General features: G+C 57.1%; 23 protein-coding genes, 1 tRNA gene and 1 pseudogene. 13 read left to right on the top strand and 12 right to left on the bottom strand.

Features of this window, described 5'->3' with window-relative positions; all coding sequences use genetic code 11:
• Position 1: 1 nt before the first annotated feature.
• The 10 genes and pseudogenes from KVH01_RS16605 (at position 2) to KVH01_RS30320 (ending at position 10,099) form a co-directional block, all read left to right on the top strand.
• On the top strand, positions 2–358 hold the full coding sequence (locus KVH01_RS16605; protein WP_217882121.1) for a DUF4150 domain-containing protein: 357 nt from the start codon (positions 2–4) through the stop codon (positions 356–358).
• A gap of 3 nt (positions 359–361) precedes the next feature.
• On the top strand, positions 362–1,582 hold the full coding sequence (locus KVH01_RS16600; protein ID WP_217882120.1) for a hypothetical protein: 1,221 nt from the start codon (positions 362–364) through the stop codon (positions 1,580–1,582).
• 8 nt (positions 1,583–1,590) lie between these two features.
• Positions 1,591–2,097, top strand: a complete 507-nt coding sequence (locus KVH01_RS16595) for a hypothetical protein (protein WP_217882119.1) — start codon at positions 1,591–1,593, stop codon at positions 2,095–2,097.
• A gap of 78 nt (positions 2,098–2,175) precedes the next feature.
• Entirely contained in the window at positions 2,176–3,174 is a 999-nt protein-coding gene (locus tag KVH01_RS16590; RefSeq protein ID WP_217882118.1) for a hypothetical protein, read from the top strand.
• A 113-nt stretch (positions 3,175–3,287) separates the two neighbouring features.
• Positions 3,288–3,980 carry a type VI secretion system tip protein VgrG gene (vgrG, locus tag KVH01_RS16585; protein ID WP_318836578.1) on the top strand — a complete coding sequence of 231 codons (693 nt, stop codon included), beginning with the start codon at positions 3,288–3,290 and terminating at the stop codon, positions 3,978–3,980.
• Between the two features lie 356 nt (positions 3,981–4,336).
• Positions 4,337–4,387 (top strand): annotated as a pseudogene (locus tag KVH01_RS30450) (hypothetical protein); the annotation flags it as partial.
• Positions 4,388–4,639: 252 nt separating this feature from the next.
• Positions 4,640–8,332: an RHS repeat-associated core domain-containing protein gene (locus KVH01_RS16580; RefSeq protein WP_318836577.1), complete on the top strand. Its 3,693-nt coding sequence runs from the start codon at positions 4,640–4,642 to the stop codon at positions 8,330–8,332.
• Positions 8,325–8,879, top strand: coding sequence for an imm11 family protein (locus KVH01_RS16570; protein ID WP_217882117.1), 555 nt, complete (start codon positions 8,325–8,327; stop codon positions 8,877–8,879). The genes KVH01_RS16580 and KVH01_RS16570 overlap by 8 nt, the downstream gene beginning before the upstream one ends.
• A gap of 99 nt (positions 8,880–8,978) precedes the next feature.
• Positions 8,979–9,881, top strand: a complete 903-nt coding sequence (locus KVH01_RS16565) for a hypothetical protein (protein WP_318836576.1) — start codon at positions 8,979–8,981, stop codon at positions 9,879–9,881.
• A gap of 89 nt (positions 9,882–9,970) precedes the next feature.
• Positions 9,971–10,099, top strand: coding sequence for a hypothetical protein (locus KVH01_RS30320; protein WP_264083641.1), 129 nt, complete (start codon positions 9,971–9,973; stop codon positions 10,097–10,099).
• 733 nt (positions 10,100–10,832) lie between these two features.
• Here KVH01_RS30320 and KVH01_RS16560 read toward each other — a convergent pair.
• On the bottom strand, positions 10,833–11,093 hold the full coding sequence (locus KVH01_RS16560; protein ID WP_217882116.1) for a helix-turn-helix domain-containing protein: 261 nt from the start codon (positions 11,091–11,093) through the stop codon (positions 10,833–10,835).
• 418 nt (positions 11,094–11,511) lie between these two features.
• On the opposite strand from KVH01_RS16560, the gene KVH01_RS16555 reads away from it, so the two are divergent.
• The gene (locus KVH01_RS16555; RefSeq protein WP_043050238.1) at positions 11,512–11,811 is read left to right on the top strand and encodes a hypothetical protein; all 300 of its coding nucleotides are present in this window, start codon (positions 11,512–11,514) and stop codon (positions 11,809–11,811) included.
• A gap of 87 nt (positions 11,812–11,898) precedes the next feature.
• Here the strand turns inward: KVH01_RS16555 and KVH01_RS16550 are convergent.
• The 5 genes from KVH01_RS16550 to KVH01_RS16530 all read right to left on the bottom strand — a co-directional run bounded on the left by KVH01_RS16550 (position 11,899) and on the right by KVH01_RS16530 (position 15,611).
• A tRNA-Gly gene (locus KVH01_RS16550) sits at positions 11,899–11,974 on the bottom strand.
• A 60-nt stretch (positions 11,975–12,034) separates the two neighbouring features.
• Positions 12,035–12,595 carry a CDP-diacylglycerol--glycerol-3-phosphate 3-phosphatidyltransferase gene (gene pgsA / locus KVH01_RS16545; RefSeq protein WP_043050237.1) on the bottom strand — a complete coding sequence of 187 codons (561 nt, stop codon included), beginning with the start codon at positions 12,593–12,595 and terminating at the stop codon, positions 12,035–12,037.
• Between the two features lie 32 nt (positions 12,596–12,627).
• Entirely contained in the window at positions 12,628–14,451 is a 1,824-nt protein-coding gene (gene uvrC / locus KVH01_RS16540) for an excinuclease ABC subunit UvrC (protein WP_043050236.1), read from the bottom strand.
• A gap of 1 nt (position 14,452) precedes the next feature.
• Positions 14,453–15,094 carry a response regulator transcription factor GacA gene (gene gacA / locus KVH01_RS16535; RefSeq protein WP_003190387.1) on the bottom strand — a complete coding sequence of 214 codons (642 nt, stop codon included), beginning with the start codon at positions 15,092–15,094 and terminating at the stop codon, positions 14,453–14,455.
• Between the two features lie 151 nt (positions 15,095–15,245).
• Positions 15,246–15,611, bottom strand: coding sequence for a helix-turn-helix domain-containing protein (locus KVH01_RS16530; RefSeq protein WP_217882115.1), 366 nt, complete (start codon positions 15,609–15,611; stop codon positions 15,246–15,248).
• Positions 15,612–15,693: 82 nt separating this feature from the next.
• Here KVH01_RS16530 and KVH01_RS16525 point away from each other — a divergent pair, with 82 nt between their 5' ends.
• The gene (locus KVH01_RS16525) at positions 15,694–15,933 is read left to right on the top strand and encodes a DNA-binding protein (protein ID WP_046072005.1); all 240 of its coding nucleotides are present in this window, start codon (positions 15,694–15,696) and stop codon (positions 15,931–15,933) included.
• A 35-nt stretch (positions 15,934–15,968) separates the two neighbouring features.
• Here KVH01_RS16525 and KVH01_RS16520 read toward each other — a convergent pair whose 3' ends face one another.
• On the bottom strand, positions 15,969–16,415 hold the full coding sequence (locus tag KVH01_RS16520) for a GNAT family N-acetyltransferase (RefSeq protein WP_043050232.1): 447 nt from the start codon (positions 16,413–16,415) through the stop codon (positions 15,969–15,971).
• Positions 16,416–17,165, bottom strand: coding sequence for a carbon-nitrogen hydrolase family protein (locus KVH01_RS16515; RefSeq protein WP_217882114.1), 750 nt, complete (start codon positions 17,163–17,165; stop codon positions 16,416–16,418). It lies immediately after the preceding gene.
• Between the two features lie 617 nt (positions 17,166–17,782).
• On the opposite strand from KVH01_RS16515, the gene KVH01_RS16510 reads away from it, so the two are divergent.
• Positions 17,783–18,865, top strand: a complete 1,083-nt coding sequence (locus tag KVH01_RS16510) for a 3-deoxy-7-phosphoheptulonate synthase (RefSeq protein WP_217882113.1) — start codon at positions 17,783–17,785, stop codon at positions 18,863–18,865.
• A gap of 227 nt (positions 18,866–19,092) precedes the next feature.
• Here the strand turns inward: KVH01_RS16510 and KVH01_RS16505 are convergent, their stop codons facing one another.
• From KVH01_RS16505 to KVH01_RS16490, 4 genes are all read right to left on the bottom strand, one after another.
• Complete coding sequence (locus KVH01_RS16505) at positions 19,093–19,515, bottom strand: ANTAR domain-containing protein (RefSeq protein WP_217882112.1); 423 nt, start codon at positions 19,513–19,515, stop codon at positions 19,093–19,095.
• Positions 19,516–19,649: 134 nt separating this feature from the next.
• On the bottom strand, positions 19,650–23,264 hold the full coding sequence (locus tag KVH01_RS16500; RefSeq protein WP_217882111.1) for a transporter substrate-binding domain-containing protein: 3,615 nt from the start codon (positions 23,262–23,264) through the stop codon (positions 19,650–19,652).
• Position 23,265: 1 nt separating this feature from the next.
• Positions 23,266–23,892 carry a response regulator transcription factor gene (locus KVH01_RS16495; protein ID WP_043050228.1) on the bottom strand — a complete coding sequence of 209 codons (627 nt, stop codon included), beginning with the start codon at positions 23,890–23,892 and terminating at the stop codon, positions 23,266–23,268.
• A 287-nt stretch (positions 23,893–24,179) separates the two neighbouring features.
• On the bottom strand, positions 24,180–24,896 hold the full coding sequence (locus tag KVH01_RS16490) for an MgtC/SapB family protein (protein ID WP_043050227.1): 717 nt from the start codon (positions 24,894–24,896) through the stop codon (positions 24,180–24,182).
• Positions 24,897–25,011: the final 115 nt, after the last annotated feature.

Genomic DNA, 25,011 nt, shown 5'->3' with positions numbered 1-25,011 from the left:
CATGGCCGATAACGTCATCGCCCGTAAGCAGGGCAAATGGAAAGTCGTCAGCATCGTCCCGGATGTGTGCAAGACGCCGATGGGCAGCGCCATCCCGCCAGTGCCCTACCCGGTCACAGCCGAACTGAAATCCGCCACTGGCGTCGCCAAATCGGTACGTGCCAACGGCAGGCCAGTGGTGGTGTTCGACAAGAGCCTGGTGCCGACCACCAAGGGGGATGCGGCTGGCGCCGCCAAGGGCATCAAGAGCAACACCGTGGGCGGCAAGTGCTACCCGCTGGAGAAGAGCAGCAGCGTCCGCGCCGAAGGCAAGTTGGTGGTGCGCCATGGCGACAAGTTCTGGATGAATGGGGCGTAACGCATGGCCGAACCGATCAATCTAGCCCCGATGCAGGTGCATGCGGTCAGTGTACCCGTCCGACGTCCTCCCAACAGCATCGCCGGCCCGGACGAAATGATGCTACAGCTCGGCGAGAACGGCGGCGTGCAAGTCGACGTGTTTGGGCGGGATGCACAAGGTAATGAACTGCACGAAAGCCGGGAGATGCAGGAGGATGAATACGAGGAAATGCGCAAAGGCTACTTGCGCGCCGAACTGGCGACGATGCCGCCGTTCAGTTCGTTCAAGAGCGGTAATACCATTGGGCGGGTTGTGGGTGAGACGGCGCCTTTGGCAGTTCCGGCATCACAGGCCAACCCGCCGATAGAGGCCGAGACCGAAGAGGAAGGTATCACCGGCGAGCAGATCCTGGATGGCATCCAGCTGGGCTTGGATGTGGTGGGCCTGATCCCCGTGGTCGGGGAAGTGGCCGATATTGCCAGCGGTATCATTAGCCTTTTTCGCGGGGACTACGTGGGCGCAGGTCTCTCGCTGCTCTCGGCGATCCCGTTTGTCGGCTACGCCGGGACGGCTGGTAAGCTAGCAAGAAGAGCTACCAATATTGCAGACACTGCGAAGAAGAGTGAAAAAGCAGAGGAAGCAGCTACCGTTACATCCAAAGCAGGGGAGACAAGTGGCAAGAAGCCTGCTACGGCCGCCACTGATGCCCCACGCAAAAACACTGATACCCCAGGAGGCAAAAGCACACCCAAAACTCCACTCAAATGCGGACAAAGAAGCACATATGGCAAACTCAGTGACTTTGATGCAGCCAGCGTCAAGATGGAACGAGATCATATACCTCCACAAGCAGCTCTGATTCAGAGAGCCAAGGATATTGCCCTAGCAAAAGGTGTGAAGCTTAGCCCGAATCAAATCGAATCCTTAGCAGGTAAGATTGAACGGCATGGCCAAGCAGTGAGCATTCCCAAAGAGATCCATAGAAGCGGCGTTACAAACAGCAACCCTAATAACAGAAGTGCCTCAAGAGACCTACAGGGAATTGCTCACAAAGAGGGCGCAAGCCATAGAGAAAATATGCGAAGGAGTGACAAAAATCACCGCTGCTTGGCTGCACTTCAAAAAGCGACGGGCGACATTGGAAAAATAACCAATAAACAATATGATAAGTTTCTAGAAAAGCTTCTCACAGACACACTCTCTGGAAAGCGAACCAACAACCCTTGGAATGGAATACTCTAGGAGGAGCCATGAACTACCCAAGCTTTGAACTACTTTCAACTTCAATCGGGCAAAATACAGAATCCTCTCAGCTCAAAAGGTTAATGGAGCAGCTTAACATCAGTGAAAAAAGTCTCAAAAAATTTCCAATCGACCTCCCAGGCCAACGACTTTGGGCTGACATGGATAAGGGGATCCAACTGGAGCTTGAGGACGTCAGCTCTCTGCTGCATGGCGATCTACACGATGATGAAGGACCATGGATACTTACAGATGTAACACTATGGTCTGAGGAAGAAAGTAAAAACACTTACAAAGGCCCGACGCCTTATGACATCCAGTTTTCTATGACTAGAGAACATGTTCGCACCATTATGAACACTCGCGGCTTTGGCTCGCCAAAAGTTGGCGGTTTTTCAGAAAATATTGACATATGGCACTCAAATGAATTTAATATATTTGTAGACTTTAGCACCCGCAAGCAGATTATTCGCTGCATAGTATTATCATTACCACGCCCCCTCCAATTGGAATAAAGACAAAACCCACATCACAAAAAAATACACATCCTCATCCATAAACGCACTTAAAGGTCGCCGACACTGGAAGCACTTATGCATACAGAAGAAATAACTTGCAACTTCGGAAAGCCCTCATCCGACCCGGCGATAGAGGCAATGTTCGATAGTTTCGGCATAAAGTCACGGCCCGAACTACAGCGCCTAGCAAAAAGCCCGTACGAAGCAATTGTCCGCATAAAAAGCAAGGGTATGCTTTTTTCATTTAGCGAGCGAAACTATTGGGAAAACCTCCCAATTACATCACACGGTAAAAGCCGCATACTAATTTTTACAAATTTAGCACTTTCAGCTGGTATATCCGGATTACTTTCCAGGTATGAGGGCAATATTCCCTTCAATCTTCTGTGGGAAGACTCTCGTACTGAAGCACGCAAAAAAATGGCATCACTTGGCTTTGAAAGTTCTCTGCATGCCTATAAACGTGATGCTTGGTGGTTGGAAAACTATCGAGTACGCCTTACATATCAACCTGGCGATATCAATAGACCAGATAAGCCCGGACTATTCGATGTAAGTTTAGGCATACCAATGCCCATATCTCCTCCCTCGCTCCCACTCCGCTCATATCCTACTTCGGAAGAAGTATTTTCATTATTTGGCAAATCAGCGACCAATCCTTTATTCCATAGAGTATTTGATGACTTTGAACCCAAACAGCTGGAAATTGATGCGGAACAGGAAATAGTTGACCGAAAACGCGAGTACGGGTTTGCTCTTTACTTTGATACAAAACTCAGATTGGCAGATGGCAGCCCCACTTTTGTCGGAATCAACATGTGCCGAGATCGTATGGGTGATTCAACCCCTTGGAGGGGAGAGCTTCCGTTCGCGCTGCATTTCGATGACTCGCCAGCAGTTCTTGAGTATAAAATTGGTAAAAAAGCTGATCATTGGGATGACTTCATGATGTGGGGCGTAGCCCGCTGGTTCATTCCTGGGCTACTCGTCTGGATTAATTTTGACAATTTTGACAACTGCATTGAGTCAATACGTGTACTCAGAGAAGGTTATCGAAACGACTTACGCACCTAATTACTCGCTCAATTGAGCACATCACTTGCTCGCATCGTTACCAATGAGCTGTGGTAAATCGCGCAATCAATGATGCGCGTACGCCGTTCACCATCTGGCGCGACGACACCCCGGTGCGTTACGTCCACGGGTTGGTCAGCCTGTTCCAACAAGGCGACACCGGCTTTCGCCGCACCCGCTACACCGCCGTAGTCGAGCCGACCCTGGCGCGTTTCAACCTACGTTCCAACTGGCGCATCTTCCAGGCCCAGACCGTGCCCGACATCATCACCAGCATGCTGGCCGAGCAGAAACTGACCGATATCCGCAGCGATATCTGCTTCGAGCACCAACCCCGCGAATACTGCGCACAGGCCGGCGAAACCGACCTCGACTTCATCGCCCGCCTCGCCGCCGAAGAAGGCCTGCTCTACACTTTCGAACACCGCGCCGACGGCCACACTCTCGTCCTCACCGACTGCGTCGGCGGCCTCGGCACCATAGGCACCCACACCGATTGCCCGGTGATCTACCAGGCCATGGGTGGCGGTGACTCCATGGAACCGGCATTGACCCGCTTCCACTACACCGAACAAGTGCGCACCGCACGCCAGGTGCAACGCGACTACACCTTCACCCACCCGCGCTACAACCAGCAGCACACCGCCACCGGCGACCAAGACCTGAACAATCAGCACAAGGACTACGAACGCTACGACTACCGTGTTCACGGGCGGCGCGCTCGGCGTTGTCATCGGGATAGCTGCAGGCGTTGCGGTAGGCGCCATGAGTTCGATTCCCATAGGCGAGGATCGAAGTATCGGTGACGCCATCTCCGACTTCTGCGATTCAATTGGCAACGCCATAGACGCACCGGAAGTCTATGGCGAAATCAAAGCGGCTCCAAAAATATCTTTATCAATGGCAAACCCGCCGCTCGCGCTGCGGCGATCAGTTCCCCGAATGGGTCTGAAGAAGAGGAAAAAGGCGAGGAGCCCTCAGTTCTGGAGAACGTAAGTGCGATAGCCCAAACGGCTCTGGGATTTGCATTTCCTCCCTTCAAGTTGGTCAAAGACTTCTTTGACACGGTTCATCAAATTTTCAACCCTCCAGTAACAACCCCCGCAGCGCCGGGGTTCACCCCCAAGGAAGAAGACAAGATCACCTGCACCCGTCACCCCCCATGCCTGAGACCTACATAGCACAGGGCTCAGACAAGGTGCAGATCAATAGTCGGCCGGCGGCACGCTCGGGAGATAAGGCCACCTGCGATGCCACCATTGATGTAAACGCCAACGTCTCTCCCAATGTGCGTATTGGCGGCGGAACGGTGACCGTTCGGAACATTCACAATGGCAAAAGCAAGACTGCGCAGATCGTGGGGATTGTAGCGGCACTGCTTATATCCAGACGAATGGGGGCTCGTCGTCGTCGGTGTTCAGAAACGAAAATTAAGTTCACAATCCCTGGGCTCAAAGGCAATCCCGTGCAGGTTTCCACCGGTGGCAAAATCCTCGGCGGTGAAGAAGACGTCGACTTCAGCCTACCTGGGTTGCTGGGCATCGAGTGGGCCCGAAGCTACGACAGCAACGACTCCCGAACCAAGGGTATTTTCGGTCGGGGCTGGAGCGTTCCCTATGAGGTGGAAATCGTCCGTGTCCCGCATCCCCACGGCGGCGAGCTATGGATCTATGTCGACGAGACAGGCAACCGCCTGGAGCTGGGCCAACTCATGGCCGGCAATGCGTTCGTCAGTGCCATCGATGGCTTGGCCTTCTTCCAGCTGGAGGATGGTCAGACCGTTGTCGAGGACATCTACGCAGGGCGCTATCAGGTTTTCCAGACTGACCCGCATGACCCGCAACGCTCGCGACTGATCCGCTTAGGCGACCGTAATCTCAACGTCCTCGACATGCTGTACGACGAACAGGGCCGCCTGCACTTCCTCGTCGACAAGTACAGCCAAACCGTTGTGCAGCTTCACTATGATCAACACCATCCAAAGCGTGTCAGCAAGGCGTCTCGTGTATTCCTGAAGGCCGGCGAAAACCCCAGCATCGAGCGCAACAAGACGCTGGCCAGCTATCGCTACACACGCAGTGGTCAGTTGCATGAAGTGTTGGACGCCACCGACCACGTGGTCCGCCGCTTCACCTACACCGCCGAGGGCTACCTGAACAGCCACCAGATCGCCAGTGGCGCCGTCCGCGAGTACGAATGGGCACGCTTTGCCATCCCCGAGAACCGCCCCACACCCAAGCGTGCAGACGGCACGTCGTACCAGCTTCCGCCGCTATTGGAGCCACAACCCGACCACGAATGGCGCGTCACCCGCCACTGGGGCAGCGACGGCGAAGAATATCGATTCGAATACGACCTGGAACGGGGTGAAACCCACGTCACCGACAACCTTGGTCGCCAGGACCATTACTATTGGGGGCCTTTCTACGAGATCTACAAACACATCGACCCCCTCGGCAACTGCTGGCAAGAGGAAATCATCGCCGGGCAATTGATGAAGAGTGTCGATCCACAGGGCGGCGAATGGCACTACAGCTATGATGACATTGGCCGCCTGATCGAGATGCGCGATCCATTGGGACGTAGCGAACACATCCGCTACCTGCGGCACTGGGCCTTGCCTGTCGAAGTCACCGATGCTACGGGGCGCACGTACCGTTCCCGCTACGATGCCCAGGGCAACCAGCTCTGGGAAGAAGATCCGCTGGGCCGCAAGACCCACTACCAATACGACCCCGAAGGCCGGGTGGTACGCGTCACCGATGCGCTGGACAAGACCAAGTACCTGAGCTGGAACGCGCACGGCCAGTTACTCAGTTACCGCGATTGTTCCAATGCGCAAACGCTGTACCACTATGATACCGACGGGCGCCTGTGCGAAAGCATCAACGCCCGTGGCGAGCACACCCACTATCGGTATGACGCCCGTGGTTATCTGATCGAAAGCGAACGCCCGGACGGCCGAATCGACCGCTACGATATCGACGCTGCCGGCCAGCTTACGGCTTATACCGACCCGGCCCAGCGCATTACCCGCCTGCGTTATGACTGCAGTGGTCAGCTGATCCAGCGGGTTGACGCCCTCGGCCACAGTGTCAAGTTTGACTACGACGCCTATGGCCGCCTGCTGCACCTGAGCAATGAAAACCGCGAACGCTACCGCTTCGAGTGGGATGCGCTGGATCGCCTGCTGGCCCAGCAGGATCTGGACGGCAGCGGGCATATCTACCAGTACGACCCGTTGGGCGAGGTCACCGGCATCCGCCATATCCCCGCGCCGCTGGCCGAACCGGAACTGGACGGCAAAGACGCGACCGAGCCGCACACGCCGCTAGAGCATTATTTCGAACGTGATGCCCTCGGACGGTTGGTCCGCAAACGCACCGACGACGGCGTCACCGAGTATGCCTACGATAACGCCGACAACCTGCTGTCGATTGCCTTTATAAACAAACAAGGTGAAGAGCAGCGGCTCGACTACACCTACGATGCCCTCGGTCAACTGCTTAGCGAGACCAACAGCGCCGGCCTCCTGCAATACCAGTATGACGAGTTGGGCAACCTTGAAACCCTGACCCTGCCCGATCAGCGCCAACTCAACCATCTGTATTACGGCAGCGGCCACCTGCATCAAATCAACCTGGGCGGGCGGGTGATCAGCGATTTCGAGCGCGACGCGCTGCACGAGGAAGTGCTGCGCACCCAGGGCGCCCTGCACACGCGCACCCGCTACGACCGTAATGGCCGCCTCAGCCAGAAAGCGTTGCACTACCAGCAGGTGGCCCGCGAGGTGCTGCCGCTGTTGCAGAAGGACTACCAGTACGACGCCAGCGACAACCTGATAGCAGAAATACTTACCCAGACGCAGCGCCCAGGCGCTAACCGCCCGACCACGGCGGCCAATGACGACAGCCTGATCGGGCGTTTTCACAACCAAGCATCTACCGGCAAGTCCTATCAAGGCAGCGCCCGCTACGGCTACAACCCGGTCGAGCAGATCCAGAGCGTGCACCGGGGCCCGTTTATCGAGAGCCTCAACTATGACGCGGCCGGCAACCTGTTCGATGGCTACCGGGTCAACGGCCTGATCAAGCACAACCGCGTGCATGTGTATCAGGACAAGCGTTATCGCTATGACCGCTTTGGGCGGCTGAGCGAAAAGCGCAGTGGCAGCAACCGCATCCAGCGTTTCGAGTACGACGCTGAACACCGACTAATAGAGGTACATCAACAGAACGGCGCCCTGCGCCAACGGGTGGTATTCGGCTACGACCCGCTGGGGCGGCGCATCAGCAAGCAGGTGTACAACGACGACGCCAGCGAACCGAGCCACCGCACGCTGTTCCACTGGCAAGGCTTGCGCCTGCTGGAAGAGGTGCAGGACGGCCGGCCCAGCCTGTACGTGTATGCCGATCCGGACAGCTATGAACCGCTGGCACGCGTCGATGGCAAGCCCGGTAGCGAGGCGATCTTCTACTTCCACACCAACTTGGCCGGGCTGCCGGAACAGCTCACCGACACCGCCGGCACCACGGTGTGGCACAGCGAGTTCCAAGCCTGGGGCAAGAGCCGGGACGAGTGGCATAATCAGCAGCCAGGGCGTGAGCAGAACCTACGTTTTCAGGGCCAGTACCTTGACCGCGAAACCGGGCTGCACTACAACACCTTTAGGTTTTTTGATCCGGATGTGGGTCGGTTTACCCAGCCGGATCCGATTGGGTTATCAGGCGGACTTAATCTTTACCAATACAGTCCAAATCCACTTACCTGGATCGACCCGCTCGGCTGGAAAACTTATAACACAATGGAATCAAAAGATGGCTACCAAAAACACCATATAATTCCACGCCAACTTGCCGATCACGATGCACTGAAGGCATCTGGCATGAACATTCATCAGAGATCCAATATCATATACCTTCCAACCGACGGTAAATATCATAAAACACGCACAATCCACAATGGCCCACACCCTGGCTACACAGCGAACATAAAACGACAACTGGACGCTATCGATCAGTACGGGAAAAATAATGGCTGGAAAAAAGCAGACTACGCCAGAGCAATAAACACTATAATCTCGGAAGAAAGAAAAGGCTTACGCACAGGAAGAACATATTTAAACGCACGTTCAATAAGGGGCAATCCTTGTGACTAAACTTTATCTACTTGAAATATCTAACAACTACCCAGAAAGCCACTGGTTTAAATTCAAACACCCCGAAGGGGTTGACGCTATTGAGTTCAGCCAATCAAAAAAAATTGATACTGAAATAGAAACCACATTTGAGAAGAATTCAAAAAAAACCTCATCAAAAATACTTGAGCATGATTTCTTCTTCAGCGATGGGCCTAATTTCATCTCTCCAAAATTTAGTGACCTGATTCGCTCTGAACAAATAACAGGACTTCAGCTTATGGCAACGTCTATTGCAATAAACAAGGAGATCCATACCGGATATAATATTTTTGTAGTCACAAACAAGCGCAACTGCTTCAACGAAAAAAAGTCATCCTTCGAACCATTAATCCCCTACTTACCCGACGGCCCTAGAAAATATACGAGCATTTCACTGGACCAAATGACCACGCATGACACAGATGTCTTCCGAGCCCAGGAAGATTTCACGCGAATTATCGTATCACAACGATTCAGAGATCTTTGCTTAAGCAACAACTTAAACGGACTTAAGTTCGTAGAGTAGAAGCAAAACACCTGTTCATCTACTCAACATGGCGGATATATTAAAAGGGGCTCTCCAGACATAAAACATTTTTGCAGACTTGCGAGAACCAACTGGAGGGTGCTGGCAGACTCGGTCGTAAGGACCCATTACTATTGGGGCCCGTTCTACGAGATCTACAAACACATCGACCCCCTCGGCAACTGCTGGCAAGAGGAAATCATCGCCGGGCAATTGATGAAGAGTGTCGATCCACAGGGCGGCGAATGGCACTACAGCTATGATGACATTGGCCGCCTGATCGAGACGCGCGATCCATTGGGGCGTAGCGAACACGTCCGCTACCTGCGGCACTGGGCCTTGCCTGTGGAAGTCACCGACACTGCGGGGCGTACGTACTGCTCCCGCTACGACGCTCAGGGCAACCTGCTCTGGGAAGCGGATCCGCTGGGCAGCAAGACCCACTACCAATACGACCCCGAAGGTCGGGTGGTACGCATCACCGACGCGCTGGACAAGACCAAGTACCTGAGCTGGAACGTGCACGGCCAGTTGCTCAGTTACCTCGATTGTTCCAATGCGCAAACGCTGTACCACTACGACACCGACGGACGCCTCAGTGAAAGCATCAATGCGCGCGGCGAGCACACTCATTACCGTTACGACGCTCGTGGTTATCTGATCGAAAGCGAACGCCCGGACGGCCGAATCGACCGCTATGACATTGACGCCGCCGGCCAGTTGACTGCCTATACCGACCCAGCCCAGCACATCACCCGCCTGCGTTATGACCGCAGTGGAAGACTAATCCAGCGTGTTGATGCCCTCGGCCACAGCGTTGAGTTTGGCTACGACGCCTATGGCCGCCTCAGCCAGAAAGCTTTGCACTACCAGCAGGTCGCCCGCGAGGTGCTGCCGCTGTTGCAGAAAGACTACCAGTACGACGCCAGCGACAATCTGATAGCAGAAATACTTACCCAGGCGCTAACCGCCCGACCACGGCGGCCAATGACGACAGCCTGATCGGACGATTTCACAATCAGGCAACAACCGGCAAGTCCTATCAAGGCAGCGCCCAATATGGCTACAACCCCGTCGAGCAGATCCAGAGCGTGCACCGAGGCCCGTCTATCGAAAGCCTCAACTACAACGCAGCCGGCAACCTGTTCGATGGCTACTGTGTCAGCGGCCTGATCAAGCACAACCGGGTGCATGTGTATCAAGACAAACGTTATCGCTAAGACCGCTTTGGGCGGCTGAGCGAAAATATCAACGCCCATGGCGAGCACATTCACTATCGGTATGACGCCCGCGACTACCTGATCGCAAGCCAGCACCCGGACCTCTCAGGCACTGCACAGGACCCGATCTGCGGTAGCGTCCCCCCGATCGCGTGTTTTCCACCTCCATTGAAAGATCGCTCCTACACCTTTGCCAAGCACTTCCGACGGCCCCATCTGAAATACCCAACAGTCACAAAAAATAACGAGCCCTTTTCCAAAATAAACGCTATGTATTCAGTTGTTCTGGGCAAGAAGCCCACGTCTCCATTCACCTCATGAAGAACCAGGATCATGCCAATTACTCCACACTCCCCCACACCACATATCGCCCCCGGTACATCCCTGCACCCCCACCAGCTCACCCGAGAGGAAGAGCAACTGGTGCGCTACTACCGTTGCTTGTCGGAACAGGATCGTGAAGCGGTGCGATGCCTGATGTTTGCGGTCAGGGAAACCAGCGGGTCCGAATGCCCTCACCCATAAAAAGTGACGCCGTCATGGAACGGCGGACGATGAAGTACCCGCGGGCTTGGATAGTTGCCGGGAGCCTGTCGCCAACACCCTCCCGTCCAGAAGTTGATTGCCGTTGCGAGCCGTCACGCCGTAAGCCAATCACATAGCAGACTTTGAGCCCCCGCCCGCCTGGGCCTCTCTGCTGTGCGCTCCAGCTCTTGTCGCCAGGAGCCACTCCTCAGCCCCCTGTTTTCAGCCAGTGGGCGTTGACGCTCAACAGTCGTGCGATCCTATCAAGCTGCGAGTGTGGGATGCCCCGCGCAAACCAGTTGTTCAGCCGCTGAGGGCTGATCTTCAAAAACAGTGCGAAATCCATTGGCGAGATCTTGCACTCACTCAACAATACCCGCAGACGCGCCCCGGAGCATTCCGCGCTGACAGCCCAGAGGGTCATTGATTGTTGCTCCGTACACACTTCTTTCCCTTGCCCAAAGGCCATTCCTTGCTCCTTGTGTAACTCCCTGTCTTTTTGCCCCGCTCACAATGTGGGCTCGCTGAGTATAAACACGACGCTCACCTAGCCCAATTTCCATGCCGCAAAGCCCCGTCGGTTGAACACGACAATGCGCTGATTTCAATCGAACAGGGGCCGCGTCCATAGCTTGATCAGTCAGCGTGCACCCGCGTGGCCGATAAGCAACAACGGGCCGCTAGACCCTGCTGTAGCTGATCTCCTACAGATCCAGAAATATCTGCCGTGGGTTCCGTCTCGATTTTGTCCAAGTGATTGTGGGAGCAATTACGTGTTCCTAGACTCCGCAGCCGTAGGGCAAATCCCTGTCCCTTCGAAGATTCGAACAGGCGGCATGTAGCAGAATGCCCTGCTCGCTGCCGCCGCCACTCGCAAGGAGCCAACCGTGACCAAAACCTCAACCACCCTCTTACTGCTGGTACTGGCCAGCCTGCTAACAGGCTGTTCCACCACCCCCAATGTTCTGCAAATGCACAAAGTCACCGCCGAAGCGATCGGCCTCGCCTCAACGGATGAGCTGACCATGGGCCCAGTGACCAAAGGCAAGGAAGACTTCCTGGGTGGTGCTGAACTGACATTTAAAGCCACGACAGCAAAGGGCCGCGTATTCAACTGCTCGACATTCATGACCCCGGGCATCCTGCTTGAGCCGCCGACGTACTCGCGGCTGACCTGCACGAAGTAAGCCCGACATCCGGACGCCAAAGCGTCTATTCCCCAAATCGCAGGCAAAAAAAAGCCACTCGTTAGAGTGGCTTTTTTCTTTAATGCTTGGAGCGGGAAACGAGACTCGAACTCGCGACCCCGACCTTGGCAAGGTCGTGCTCTACCAACTGAGCTATTCCCGCTTGGTGATGCGCATTCTATAGAATCCTCAGCACCCGTCAAGCCCTTGATTCAAAAAAGTTTTATTTCTTTTCCACGGTGGTGCGCAGATGCGGCCAGGCGGCGCGCAGGTATTGGAGCATGGACCACAGGGTCAAGCCGGCGGCGATCAGCAGCAAGGCGTAGCCCGTAAGGACCCAGAACGAGAAGTCCGATGGATTGCCCAGCAGGATAACCAGCGCGAGCATCTGCGCGGCGGTTTTCCATTTGCCCATGTTCGAAACGGCGACGTGGGCGCGGGCGCCGATTTCGGCCATCCATTCGCGCAGGGCCGAGACGACGATCTCGCGGCCGATGATCACCGCAGCCGGCAGGGTCAGCCACAGGTTGCCGTGTTCCTGCACCAGCAGCACCAGGGCGACGGCCACCATGAGCTTGTCGGCCACCGGGTCAAGGAACGCGCCAAAGGGCGTGCTCTGTTCCAGGCGGCGCGCCAGGTAGCCGTCGAGCCAGTCGGTGGCGGCTGCGAAGGCGAACACGGAGCTTGAGGCTACATAGCTCCATTCATACGGCAAATAGAACAGCAGAATGAAAATCGGGATAAGCAGGACACGTAGAACGGTAATCAGATTAGGGATATTCATCGGCACAACTGGCTACGAGGTGAGAAGGCATTCTATTCGCTGTGCAGGTTTGCATAAATCAGCTCAGCGAGCTTTTTACTGATACCGGGTGCTTTGGCTATTTCGTCAATGCTGGCACGGGAGAGCTCCTGCAAGCCACCAAAATGTTTAAGCAAGTCGCGACGCCGTGTCGGGCCAACCCCTGCGACCCCTTCCAGGGTTGAGGTTCGCCGGGTTTTGCCACGCCGAGCCCGGTGGCCGGTGATGGCGAAACGGTGGGCTTCGTCGCGGATCTGTTGAATCAGGTGTAACGCGGGTGAGTCGCCCTTCAAAGTGAACTCATGGGCGGCATCATTCAAGTACAACGTCTCGAAACCGGCCTTGCGCGTGGTGCCCTTGGCCACGCCAAGCAGGATCAGGTCGGGCACAGCCAGTTCGTTGAGCACGTCACGGGCCATGGACAGTTGGCCCTTGCCGCCGTCTACCAACAGGATATCGGGCAGCTTGCCCTCCCCGTCCTTTAATTTGCTGAAACGCCGCGTGAGCGCCTGGTGCATGGCCGCATAGTCGTCCCCGGCGGTAACGCCTTCGATGTTGTAGCGCCGGTAGTCGGACTTGATCGGCCCTTCCGGCCCGAATACCACGCAAGAGGCCACCGTGGCTTCACCGCTGGAGTGGCTGATGTCGTAGCACTCCAGGCGTTGAGGCGGCTCGTCCAGGTTGAGGACCTCGGCCAAGGCTTCGAAGCGTGCGGCAACATGCTGTCGATTGGCCAGGCGTGCGCCCAGGGCCTGTTCGGCGTTGGTCACAGCCAGTTGCTGCCAGCGCGCGCGGGTGCCGCGTACGCGGTGGCTGATGTCCAGCTCACGGCCGCGAAGCTCGTGGATGGCCTCGATCAAGGTGGGGAAATCTTCGTGCACCACGTTGACGATCAGCTCCGACGGCAGGTCGCGCTCGGGGCTGCTGACGTAATACTGACCAAGGAACGCGGCCATCACCTCAGCGACGTCTTCGTCGATACCGGTCTGCGGGAAAAAGTTCTTGCTGCCCAGCACCCGGCCAGCGCGCACGCTGATCAGGTGCACACAGGCCCCCCCCGGGTTGACGAAGGCGGCGATAACATCGACGTCGCCGGTGCCGCCTTCCATGCTTTGCTGGTCCTGGACCCGGCGCAGCAAAGAGATCTGGTCGCGCAGTTCGGCGGCCTTCTCGAAATCCAGGGTGCTGGCGGCTTGCTCCATGGCCACGGACAGCTCATCGGTGAGCGCATTGCTGCGCCCTTCGAGGAACATCACCGAGTGGCGCACATCCTCGGCGTACTCTGCCGGTTCCACCAGGCCTACGCAGGGCGCCTTGCAGCGCTTGATCTGGTATTGCAGGCACGGCCGCGTGCGGTTCTTGTAGAAGCTGTCTTCGCACTGGCGCACAAAAAAGGTTTTTTGCAGCAGGCTCAGGCTTTCACGAATCGCGCCCGCGCTGGGATAGGGGCCGAAATACTTGCCCTTCTGCTTCTTCGCCCCGCGATGAATGCTCAGACGCGGGAAATCGCCGTCCGATAGAAACACATAGGGATAGGATTTATCGTCGCGCAGCAGGATGTTGTAGGGCGGCCGCCATTCCTTGATCAGCGTCTGCTCAAGCAGCAGCGCCTCGGTTTCATTGGCAGTAATGGTGGTTTCGACCTGGGCGATACGCGCCACCAAAGCGGCAGTTTTCGGCGCCAGGCCGGTCTTGCGGAAGTAGCTCGCCAGACGGTTCTTCAGGTTCTTGGCTTTGCCCACGTACAGCAGGCGCGCCTCGCTGTCGAACATGCGGTACACGCCGGGGCGGCCACTGCAGGTTGAGAGAAAGGCACTTGGATCAAACGGCGTGGTCATGTCAGGCGCTGGCGTCCACCATGCCGTGGCGCACCGCGAGCAGGGTCAATTCAACATCACTGCTGATGGCGAGCTTCTCGAAGATACGATAGCGGTAGGTGTTGACGGTTTTGGGCGACAGGCACAGCTTGTCGGAGATCGTCTGCACCTTCTGGCAACCGACGATCATCAGGGCAATCTGGATTTCCCGCTCCGACAGCGCATCGAACGGCGAATCGCTGGTGGGCTGGAAAGACTTGATGGCCAATTGCTGGGCAATCTGCGGGCTGATATAGCGTTGGCCGGCAAACACCAGGCGAATGGCTTGCACCATCTCCGCCAGGCCCGCGCCTTTAGTGAGATAACCGGCTGCACCGGCCTGCAGGAGGCGAGTCGGAAACGGGTCTTCCTCACACACCGTCACCACAACGACCTTGATGTCGGGATGGCTGCGCAATAATTTGGTCGTGGCGCCCAGGCCGCCGATGCCCGGCATCTTGACGTCCATCAACACCACATCGGGTTTTAACTCTCGGGCCTTGATCAGGGATTCCTCCCCGGACTCGGCCTGGCCGACTACTTGCAGGCCGTCGATGTCAGCCAGCATTCGTGTAATGCCTGTACGAACGAGATCATGGTCATCGACTACTAGCACCCTAATCAAGCAGACACCTCGCGATATGGTCTTATAGATTGCTGAACACCTTAGCAAAAAACCAAGGCGCAGACCTAGGTGCAAGTGGCATATATATAGAGTTTTGACGCGCTGCGGCTGTTCGCCGGGGGGCAAACAGCGCTATTTCCTGGGTGAAAGGTCAGGAATCCGGGGCGGTGGGCTTGGGTTTTCCGTTCAATACGGATGAATGCTCGGCCAATGTGCTGGTCAAGCGACGGATTGCATCCTGGTCTTCCTTGAGCATCGCGCGATAGTTGCCCAGTACTTTTTCTTCGACCTTGCTGAGGTTATCCAATTGGATCGGCGTTGGGCTGCCGGTCAACACGTACAGGATATCCACGCCCCTTTCGGCGACACGAGACAGATAGTCCGCCTTAGGCGCACGACCGCCATTTTCATATTTGCCTTGTGCGTTGGCTTCCACGCCTCCGATTTCACCAAAAACTTTCTGCGACAGGCCAAGCCGCTCTCTTTCTTGCCTTAAGCGCGAACCGATTCCACTCATTTGGATGTATGATCCTAAATTGGCACACCCCAAGAGGTGACACACCATCACTTCATTAAACAAACTTGAACGGTTTTGAACTATGCCCGGTATCCGCACTGCTGCACAAGCCAAGGCTTGGCTTGAACACCAAGGAAAATCAGTTCAAGCGTTTGCCCGGGAGCATGGCGTGGACCCGGCAACCACCTATCAAGTGCTCGCTGGGCGAAAAAAGGGACGGCGTGGAGAAGCCCATAAGGTGGCGGTCCTGTTGGGCATGAAAGAAGGGATTATCGTGGATGAGCCCGAAGCTCGAACCCAAGATCAGCAAGGCGTTAACTGACGGCAGTATGCGCTTATTCGTACGGCGTGACTGTTTTAGTCCGAGGTGGGTGCCCGGCATTCACACTCCATGCGCCAGAAGCAGTCCTCTTCACCCACAATACTCAACCCCTGGCGCTGATACAGCCTTCTTGCCGGGTTGGTCTTGAATACGGTCAAGCGTAACAAGCCCAGGCCCTCGGTATGTGCCTTGAGCGCCATCTGCTCCAGCACCCAACTGCCCGCCCCCTGCTTGCGGCAGCACTCCAGCATGTGCAGCTCGCGGATATACAGCGCCTTTTCGTCGCGACTCAGGCTGACAAACCCCATTACGCCATCATCGTTGCACACCAGCCAGTTCTCGCGACCCGCCCACGCAGTGTCAAAGCCGGCGTTGGACCACAACAAGCCGTACTGCAAGTAGTAGCGGTTCATGGCTTCATAGGTGAGGCTTCGGGCAAAGGGCAGGTCCTGGTCCGTCGCCTGGCGCAAGTGAAACGTCATTCAGAGGGCTACCACTTGGCCAGTCCACAACCCGCCTTCGCGATGGGCGATCACCAACGCATCGCCGACACCGGGCGCAGCGGCAAGCAAATTGCCGTCTGCGGTCCAGACCGCGCTGCGGCCTGCACAGGTCCAGCCTCCCGAAGGGCCACCATGATTAGCCATCAGCACCAGCATGCCATGCTCAGACGCATACCCTTGAAGCAGTGCGCTGTCTGCCGCGTAGCCACCCTCGCTGACCAGCACGCCGGCGGCATATACCGTGGCGCCCGATTCCGCCGCCAGGCGTGGGTGGCTGGCGTGGGAAAAGTCCGCGCACACCGCCAGCGCAATGCGCTCACTTTCCCAATCAAGGATCTCGCCACCCTGCCCGGCCGTAAATGCCAGTTCTTCTCCAGAATGCAGATGCTGCTTGGTGTAGACGCCAATTGAACCGTCCGCTCCCAGCACGAGCGCACCAATCAGTACACCCGCTTGTGGCGCCAGCCGCACCGGCATACCCACCACAGCTGTCAAACGCAATTCCCGCGCCATTTCACGCAACGGAGCCAATACGTCACTCTCCGGGGCGATAGCCAGGTCCGCCGCCAGGAATGGTTCATAGCCCGTCAACGACAGTTCCGGAAACACCAACCATTGCACACCGTGCTCGGCCGCAGCCTGCATCATGACCAGGTGCCGTTGGATATTGGCCGCAACGTCGCCCGGGATGGAAAGGGTTTGTGCCGCAGCAAGGGTCAAGGCAGTCATGGTCGCGTCCTGGCAATCATTGTTTAAGTGTCGTCAGCATATCGGCACACACCCATAGCCGTAAGTCCCCCCACGCCATAGAAATTACTGATTGAATCCACCCATACGCCTCTAGTAAGCTCCCCCCAACATTTGGAGAGCTACTCATGTTGCAACTCACCCACACTCAGGTTTGCCCTGCTGCCAGCGCCTTGCGCTCGGTGTCGGCTACCCGCGTGAACGGTTCGAGCGCACTGGCTGGCTTTTATTTTGGGTATTGGTTTAGCCACTGGCGCGCCTGATACCTGAAATCGGCGCCCACTACTCAAGGGGTCGCCTACCAGAGAAATCTAAACCCCCGGTCGGCTCCCCGACCGGGGGTTTTGTTTTTCAGCCTCTTTTTATTTTGTTTGATCAAGAACTTAAAGGAACCGCGCCATGAACTACACCACTTATTACCGCTACGACACTTGCACTGCATGGCGATTTAGCCAGCTCCGTTCGGGACAGCCTGCCGCCTCCGACCGGTCACCTCTTGGTGGCAAGCCAACACGTACAGCCGATACGGCCAATTGTCGAACACCCCAGTAGGCCAAGCGTGCGGGAATCGCCCGCCGCTTGCCCAGGAAGCCTTGAATATGAACTCCTCCGTCGCCGCTTTGCCCGTCTCTGCCCTGAACAGCGCCAATGAAGCCTTGACCCAGCGCCTGCCCAGCTCCCTGGAGCTCAAGCATCAGTTGCCCCTCAGCCCGTTCCTCAATGAACAGATTCACGCCCATCGCCAAGCTGCGCGCGCCATCCTCAATGGCCAAGACTCACGCTTACTGGTGATTGTCGGTCCGTGCTCGATCCACGATCCGGAATCGGCCATGGAATACGCACGCAACCTGAAGAAGCTCGCGCTTGAAGTCAGCGACCAGATGCTGCTGGTAATCCGTGCCTACGTCGAAAAACCCCGCACCACCATCGGTTGGAAAGGCCTGGCTTACGATCCGCACCTGGATGGCAGCGATGACATGGCCGCCGGCCTGAGCCTCTCGCGGGAGCTGATGCGCGAAATGCTGCGCCTGGGCCTGCCGGTCGCTACCGAGCTGCTGCAACCCATGGCCGCCGGCTACTTCGATGACCTGCTCAGTTGGGTCGCGATTGGTGCACGCACCACCGAGTCGCAGATCCACCGCGAGATGGCCAGCGGCCTGGGCATGCCCGTGGGTTTCAAGAACGGCACCGACGGCGGCGTCGCGATTGCCTGTGATGCGATGCGCTCTGCCTCACACCCCCATCGCCACTTCGGCGTCGACAGCCAGGGCCATCCGGCGATCATCCAGACCCCGGGCAACCCCGACACCCACTTGGTGCTGCGCGGCGGTCATCGTGGGCCGAACTACGACGCGCAAAGCGTCACCCAGATCAAGCATGACCTGGCCAAGTCCAAGGTGGCAGCGCGGATCATGGTTGATTGCAGCCATGCCAACAGCGGCAAGGACCCGTTGCGTCAACCGGCAGTATTCAACGAGGTACTGGAGCAGCGCTTGCAGGGCGATACATCGCTGATCGGCATGATGCTTGAAAGCCACCTGTTCGAGGGTTGCCAGCCATTGAGTGCGTCGATGAAATACGGCGTATCGGTGACCGATGGTTGCCTGGGGTGGGACGCTACCGAGCAGCTGCTACGCAGTGCGGCAGAGCGCTTGCGCGAACACCACAAAACAGCGGATTGACGCAGGGCAAAATGTGCGGCGTGCCCTGATGTCAATCATTTAGAACTTTTTGTAGGAGCGAGCTTGCTCGCGAAAAACTCACCGGTGCCGTGTCCATTCAGAAAGCACGCGTTATCGTTGACGTTTTTTCGCGAGCAAGTTCGCTCTTACAGAACGCGCCAGCAGATTGCCGCCCTGCAGCTTGGCCATCGCTTGACTAGCCCCGAGGGCATCGCGCCGATGTGGGACTAGGCCCCGGCCACCGGCATACGGGACAACTCCCGCAGCCACGGCAATACCCGCAGGCCTTGACTGGCCTCGGGTGGGTCGATGATGTCCATGAAGTGTTCGAGATTGAGGTTGTCCGGCATCCCGGGCAGGCGTACCCGCAGCCCTGGCATTACGCCCGTGGGTGCGTTCGATTGCGGGTGGTCATAGACCAGTACATGGCTTACCTGGGCCTGAGGCCCACAGGCATAGGCCATCAGCCTCGCGTTGATGATCAGTACATCGAAGGGCTCGGCTGGAATGGCGGTCAGAATCTGTACCTCTTCGAGCGTTTGCACCGGCACGATCCGGTAATACCCCAACTGGTTGAGCATTTTCTCGATGTATAAACGTTGCAGATGCTGCTCATCGGCAATCAGGATAGTCAGTGCTTTGTTCGGCATGGCAAACCCCTGGACAGGCTGTGCTCGGCAGTGAGCGCGACCCATTTTCCAGACATATGCCGACGACAAAATCAGGCATATTCCCCGTTCACGTAGGAGTTCTCCCAAATTCTCCGAATGGCGATCAACCGCAGTCAAGGCTGATTGCAATAAACGCTCAGGCCATGATGCAAGGTATCAATTGCTTCACCCACGCCTTCGACCGTCGACCCCAACGCCTGGCGGTCCTGCTGTTCACACGCCTGTTCCAATGCCTCACAACAGCTGATCAGCCCGTAAGCCTTGACCATCCGAGCGCCGCCTTTGGCGCGATGGGCCAGGTCGTGCAGCTTGGCGAAGTCTGCCTGGCTTTGCAGCGGGGACAGCAAGGCACGATCGGCCTTCAGGCTCTCGAGCAACGGCGCCAGCAACTCGATAAGCGCGGGGCGGTCATCCCCTGTCAACGCAATCAGGGTACTTAAGTCAAAAGCCGCCACGCGCAGCGGGGCAGTGTCCGCCGCGCGCGACGCCAACGCTGAGCGCAAATCGTCAAGCCCGGTAGGCTTGAACAGACAGCCGTCCATGCCTGCTTGCCGACAGCGTTCGGTTTCTTCCGGTTGTGCGTTGGCGGTGAACCCCAACAGCAGGCAAGGCGACAATCCTCGCTCGCGCTCTTGTGCACGGATATCCTGTGCCAACTGATAGCCGTTCTTGTAGGGCATATTGCAATCGGTAATGACGCAATCGAACTGACCACTGCGCCACTGTTCGAGCCCCTGTACACCATCCTCGGCGGTGATGATACGGTGCCCGAGGAAACTCAATTGCCGGGCCAGCAACAGACGGTTGGCCGGGTAGTCGTCGACCACCAGAATGCTCAGCGCACGGTTCGGGGGGGGCAAGTTTTCCATCGGTGCTGCCTGCGCGGGCACTACATTGGTCATGACCAATGCCAACGTCACATCCACCCGGGTACCTTGCCCCAGCACACTGTTCAAGTGCAGCTGGCCACCCATCATTTCGCACAAATTGCGGCTGATCACCAAACCCAGCCCAGAACCGCTACGCGCCGACTGTTCGTTGTTGCTGCCCTGGATAAAGAGGCTGAACAAACGCTGCTGGTCTTGGACACTGATACCGATACCGGTGTCCTGCACCCACAACTGCAAGCGCAATCGCTCGCCCTCCAGTCCTGCCTTGGCCCCAAGTGTTACCTGGCCATTGGCCGTGAATTTAATCGCATTGCTCAGCAGGTTCGACACCACCTGCTTGAAGCGTAGCGGGTCGACCAGCACCACCCGATCAATCAATGGGTCAAGTTCAACCTGCAGCGCCAGCCCCTTGGCCCGCGCCAACCCTTCGAACACACGAGCCACCGATGCCAGCAGCTCTTGCAAGTTGGCAGGTTCAAGGGCCAGGGACAAATGCCCGGCCTCGATTCGCGCGATATCGAGAATATCGCCGATCAGTTCCAACATGCCGCGCGAGGCCACCGATGCCACCTCCAGCGCATCCCTGTCGGCCCGCCCCTGCTCGGCATTTTTCAGGGCCAGCTCGATCATGCCGATCACCGCATTCATTGGCGTGCGGATCTCATGGCTCATGGTTGCCAGAAAGGTCGTCTTGGCTCGGCTGGCAGCATCGGCATCGTCCTTGGCTTCCTGCAACTGGCGAAGCAAGCGTTGTCGCTCGCTTACATCCACCCAGCCGGCAATCATGCCCACTACCTTCTCGTCGCCATCGCGGTACGGCAACATCCACTGGTAAATCGTCAAAATCTCGCCACTGGGCACCTTGAGTATCCGATCATGAATCTGCGGTTCGCCACCGGCCATCAGGCGCAGATAATCTTCATGAAACGAGTGGGCCTGGGGCAGATTGGTGGTGTCTGTTTCCACCACGGTTCTGCCGATCACGTCTTCGAGCTTGTACCCGAAAACGTCAAGATAAGCGTTATTGCAAGCCATCAGCCGTCCTTGGCGGTCGCGCACATAAATCGGGTGCGGGGTGCCATCAATCAATACGCTCATGAACCGCATCTGGTCGCTCAGCGCCCGCTCGGCCTGCACGCGTTTATGAATCAGACTGCGTAGATAGATGACCCAACCCAGCGTGATCACCAGCAAGAGTGCCGCCAGCCCGAAGCCCTGGAGGATGACGTTGCGATGGCGCAACCAATAGCTGTCCTCGATGATGATCTCACTGCGCCAATGCCCGATCAGTTCATCCATTTCTTGCGGGGTGATGCTCAGCAGCGCCTTGTCCAGGATCGAATAAAGCTCCAATTGACTGCGATTGACCCCAAATGTCACACGTGCCGGCTCGGTGCCGACGGTACTGGCGATACGCAAACGGTCGCGATAATCCCGGGCTATCACATAACGCGCGCTGAACAGCGAGTTTACTGCGCCTTCGGCGTCGCCTTTGGCCACCAACGCCATGGCTTGCTCCGGGTTTTCCACGTCCACAAACGTGATGCCTGGAAAATTCTGCGCGATTTCATCGTGCAAGCCGTTGCCAGTCACCATTGCCAAGCGTTTGCCGAGCATATCTTCCAAGGTGGCCGGGCTGTAGTCCCCACTACGTGTCACCAGCACAAAGGGGTTGGTGAGGTAGGGTCGGGTAAACCGCACCTTCTCGGCGCGCTCGACACTGGGGGTCACGACCGCCAGCATATCCGCCGTGCCCGCATTGACGATATTGATCTGGCGCGGTAGCGAGGTGCCCGGGACCACATCGAACTTCAAGCCGGTACGCAAACTGACACGCTCCAACACCTCGGCACTCAACCCTTCGAACTGCCCCTGGTCATTGATGAATGACAGCGGCAGGAAGCTGTTCAGCACTGCGACCTTGACCCGTGGGTTCTTCTGCACCCAGCGCTGCTCACTGGCACTCAGTTGCAACCGATCGACGCCGACGATACCGAGGTTGCCCCCACTCCAACGGCGCAGGATCTCCATCTGCTCACTGGCAGGAATCGCCTCCAGCGCGGCGTTCAGGATCGGCAACAGACGTGCATTGTCACGGGCCACGGCGAAGGCAAACGGGTTGACTTCCAGGGTCGAAAAATCGGCCATGCGCACGTTATTGAGGTGGTTACGGTTGATCAAGTAATTGGTGCTGATAGCGTCGCCCAGATACACATCGGCACGACCAAATGCCACGGCGCCGATGGCTTCGAAGGTCGACGCAAACAGCTCCAACTGGGCATCGGGGTAAAAGGCGCGTACAGCGGCGGGCTGCATATAGTGGTACAGCATCGCCACACGCTTGCCCGCCAGGTCGTCGCTCAACACCTGGCTTTCACCGGTGCGGGTGACCAGTGTCGGTTGATCATTGGCGTAGGAGCGAGACAGATGCAGTTGCGGGTCGGCCGCTTCGTAGCCGTTGGCCGACCCGAGAAAATCCACGGCCCCCTGCTTGAGGGCTTCGATCACTTCATCGCGGGTATCGTAGCGCCGGACTTCGATCGTGATATGCAGCGCCTGGCCGATCAGTGCGGCAAAATCGGCAGTTATGCCTTCGAGTTCGTGGTTGTTATTGGTCAGGTCAAATGGCGCGTAGTCGGGGGCCGAAACCCCCATCAACAGCGTGTGCCGCTCACGCAGCCAACGCCAATCAGCTTCGTCCAGCGTCACTTCGGGAGTTTCGATACGAGAATGCCCCAGCAGGCGCAAAGCGTGGGGCTCGTCAAGGGCCACCGCGATCAGGGGTAACAGGCTCATCCAAAGGATCGTGGCGAACCTCGTAAACGCGGTGGTGATCATTTCAGATCAGATGGTTGCGCTGGGCAAACTTGGATAAATGCACTACCGAGGACATACGCAACTTCTCCTTGAGTCGAGTCTTGTAGGTGCTGATGGTCTTGTGGCTCAACAGCATCTGCTCGGCAATTTCCTTGTTACCCAGCCCCAGGGCCAGCATTTGCAGTACGGTCAATTCACGGTCAGACAGGCATTCGATCATCTGTCGCTCCGTTTCTTGCAGATCGTCACGGCGTACCGAGCTGGTCGGCAGGCTGGGAAAGCAACTGTAGCCCGACATGATTGCCTTGATGGCCTTTTGCAACTCGTCCAGCTCGCCTGTCTTGGCCACAAACCCCATGGCTCCGGCGCGCATACAGCGGGTGGAGAAAAACACCGCAAGGTAAGAGGTGAGTACCAGGATGCGGCACGGCAGGCCCTGGGTCTTGATGCGGTGGATCACTTCCAACCCACCCAGCTTCGGCATCGCCAGGTCGAGGATAATCAAGTCCGGACGTTGTTCCCTTGCCAATTGCATGGCATCTGCACCGTCACCTGCCTGATAAATGTCGTCGAACCCTTCCAACTGCAGTAGATGCTTGACCGTTGCACGGATAAACGGATGGTCATCCACAATTAATGCTTTGCTCATAAACTTCCCTATACGGACAAAATACCCTTACACATCACATCGGACCTTGGTACCTGTGAGAAATGACAGTTCCGACCAACGGCACTGCGCAAACTCAGGAAGATAACCAAGCGATGCCTGGCCCATTCAATTGCAACACCACACTTCCAGCAGCCGGGCCATGGGCCCATCAGTTGTAAGTGCCCAACCTTAGCAACGCATAAATATTTAGATTGAAGGGATAATCCGGACTGTTTGTAGGATTTTTCCACGATTAAGTTTAGCCAGCCGTGGCCTATCCATAACGTTCAGTCAGTGGTACTCGGGCTCCAGAACGCCTGTACCACCAGTGTCGAGGTCGAGATGCGCGCCACCAGTGCATCCAGCTCGTCGCCATCGACCGACGTCGCTGCCAGGGTGGCCTCGATTTCCACTTCTTCGCTGCCGAACGGGCGCACGTCGACATCGCTGGCCGGGTAGTTGCAGCGGGCCAACTCGGCTTCCAGCAACACCATCACCGCCTGTTGCTGACTGCGCCGCGCAATCACATAGAGGATGTTGGTGACCTCCGCCGACACCACGTCCAACGGCTGGCGGTTGATGTTATTGACGATCGGCCGCAGCAAGGTGTTGGCCGCCAGCACAAACAGCGTGCCCAGCAACGCCTCGAGGATCAGGTCAGCGCCGGCACAGGCACCCACCGCCGCCGAGGCCCAGAGGGTAGCGGCCGTATTGAGCCCGCGCACATTGCCTTCTTCACGCATGATCACACCGGCGCCGAGGAAGCCGATGCCCGACACTACGTAGGCGACCACGCGCACCGCACCCTCCGCACCGCCCAGGCGGTTGGCCATGTCGACAAAAATTGCCGCGCCGACCGCCACCAGTACGTTGGTGCGCAAGCCAGCGGTGCGCTGGCGGTATTGGCGCTCGAAGCCGATCAGGCCACCTAGGATAAACGCCGCGCTGAGGCTGACTACGGTGTCGACCAGGGAGTTGAGGTTGATGTTGTTGATTGCCTGCATAAAAAGATCTCCATGACCTGATGGCCTGTAGGAGCGAGCTTGCTCGCGAAAAACCTGAGGGCGGCGCGGTCCGTCAGAAGGCCCGCGTCATCGTTAACGATTCTCGCGGGCAAGC

This window comes from Pseudomonas khavaziana (assembly GCF_019145205.1).
GTDB classification, from domain to species: Bacteria; Pseudomonadota; Gammaproteobacteria; order Pseudomonadales; family Pseudomonadaceae; genus Aquipseudomonas; species Aquipseudomonas khavaziana.
This window is presented reverse-complemented; position numbering and strand designations above follow the sequence as displayed.

What these genes read in the sequence shown, in the direction of transcription:
- KVH01_RS16605 (WP_217882121.1), top strand. Translation starts at nt 2, where the DNA reads ATGGCCGATAACGTCATCGCCCGTAAGCAGGGCAAATGGAAAGTCGTC.
- KVH01_RS16600 (WP_217882120.1), top strand. Translation starts at nt 362, where the DNA reads ATGGCCGAACCGATCAATCTAGCCCCGATGCAGGTGCATGCGGTCAGT.
- KVH01_RS16595 (WP_217882119.1), top strand. Translation starts at nt 1,591, where the DNA reads ATGAACTACCCAAGCTTTGAACTACTTTCAACTTCAATCGGGCAAAAT.
- KVH01_RS16590 (WP_217882118.1), top strand. Translation starts at nt 2,176, where the DNA reads ATGCATACAGAAGAAATAACTTGCAACTTCGGAAAGCCCTCATCCGAC.
- KVH01_RS16560 (WP_217882116.1), bottom strand. Translation starts at nt 11,093, where the DNA reads ATGGCCTTTGGGCAAGGGAAAGAAGTGTGTACGGAGCAACAATCAATG.
- pgsA (WP_043050237.1), bottom strand. Translation starts at nt 12,595, where the DNA reads ATGAATATCCCTAATCTGATTACCGTTCTACGTGTCCTGCTTATCCCG.
- uvrC (WP_043050236.1), bottom strand. Translation starts at nt 14,451, where the DNA reads ATGACCACGCCGTTTGATCCAAGTGCCTTTCTCTCAACCTGCAGTGGC.
- KVH01_RS16530 (WP_217882115.1), bottom strand. Translation starts at nt 15,611, where the DNA reads ATGAGTGGAATCGGTTCGCGCTTAAGGCAAGAAAGAGAGCGGCTTGGC.
- KVH01_RS16525 (WP_046072005.1), top strand. Translation starts at nt 15,694, where the DNA reads ATGCCCGGTATCCGCACTGCTGCACAAGCCAAGGCTTGGCTTGAACAC.
- KVH01_RS16520 (WP_043050232.1), bottom strand. Translation starts at nt 16,415, where the DNA reads ATGACGTTTCACTTGCGCCAGGCGACGGACCAGGACCTGCCCTTTGCC.
- KVH01_RS16515 (WP_217882114.1), bottom strand. Translation starts at nt 17,165, where the DNA reads ATGACTGCCTTGACCCTTGCTGCGGCACAAACCCTTTCCATCCCGGGC.
- KVH01_RS16510 (WP_217882113.1), top strand. Translation starts at nt 17,783, where the DNA reads ATGAACTCCTCCGTCGCCGCTTTGCCCGTCTCTGCCCTGAACAGCGCC.
- KVH01_RS16505 (WP_217882112.1), bottom strand. Translation starts at nt 19,515, where the DNA reads ATGCCGAACAAAGCACTGACTATCCTGATTGCCGATGAGCAGCATCTG.
- KVH01_RS16500 (WP_217882111.1), bottom strand. Translation starts at nt 23,264, where the DNA reads ATGATCACCACCGCGTTTACGAGGTTCGCCACGATCCTTTGGATGAGC.
- KVH01_RS16495 (WP_043050228.1), bottom strand. Translation starts at nt 23,892, where the DNA reads ATGAGCAAAGCATTAATTGTGGATGACCATCCGTTTATCCGTGCAACG.
- KVH01_RS16490 (WP_043050227.1), bottom strand. Translation starts at nt 24,896, where the DNA reads ATGCAGGCAATCAACAACATCAACCTCAACTCCCTGGTCGACACCGTA.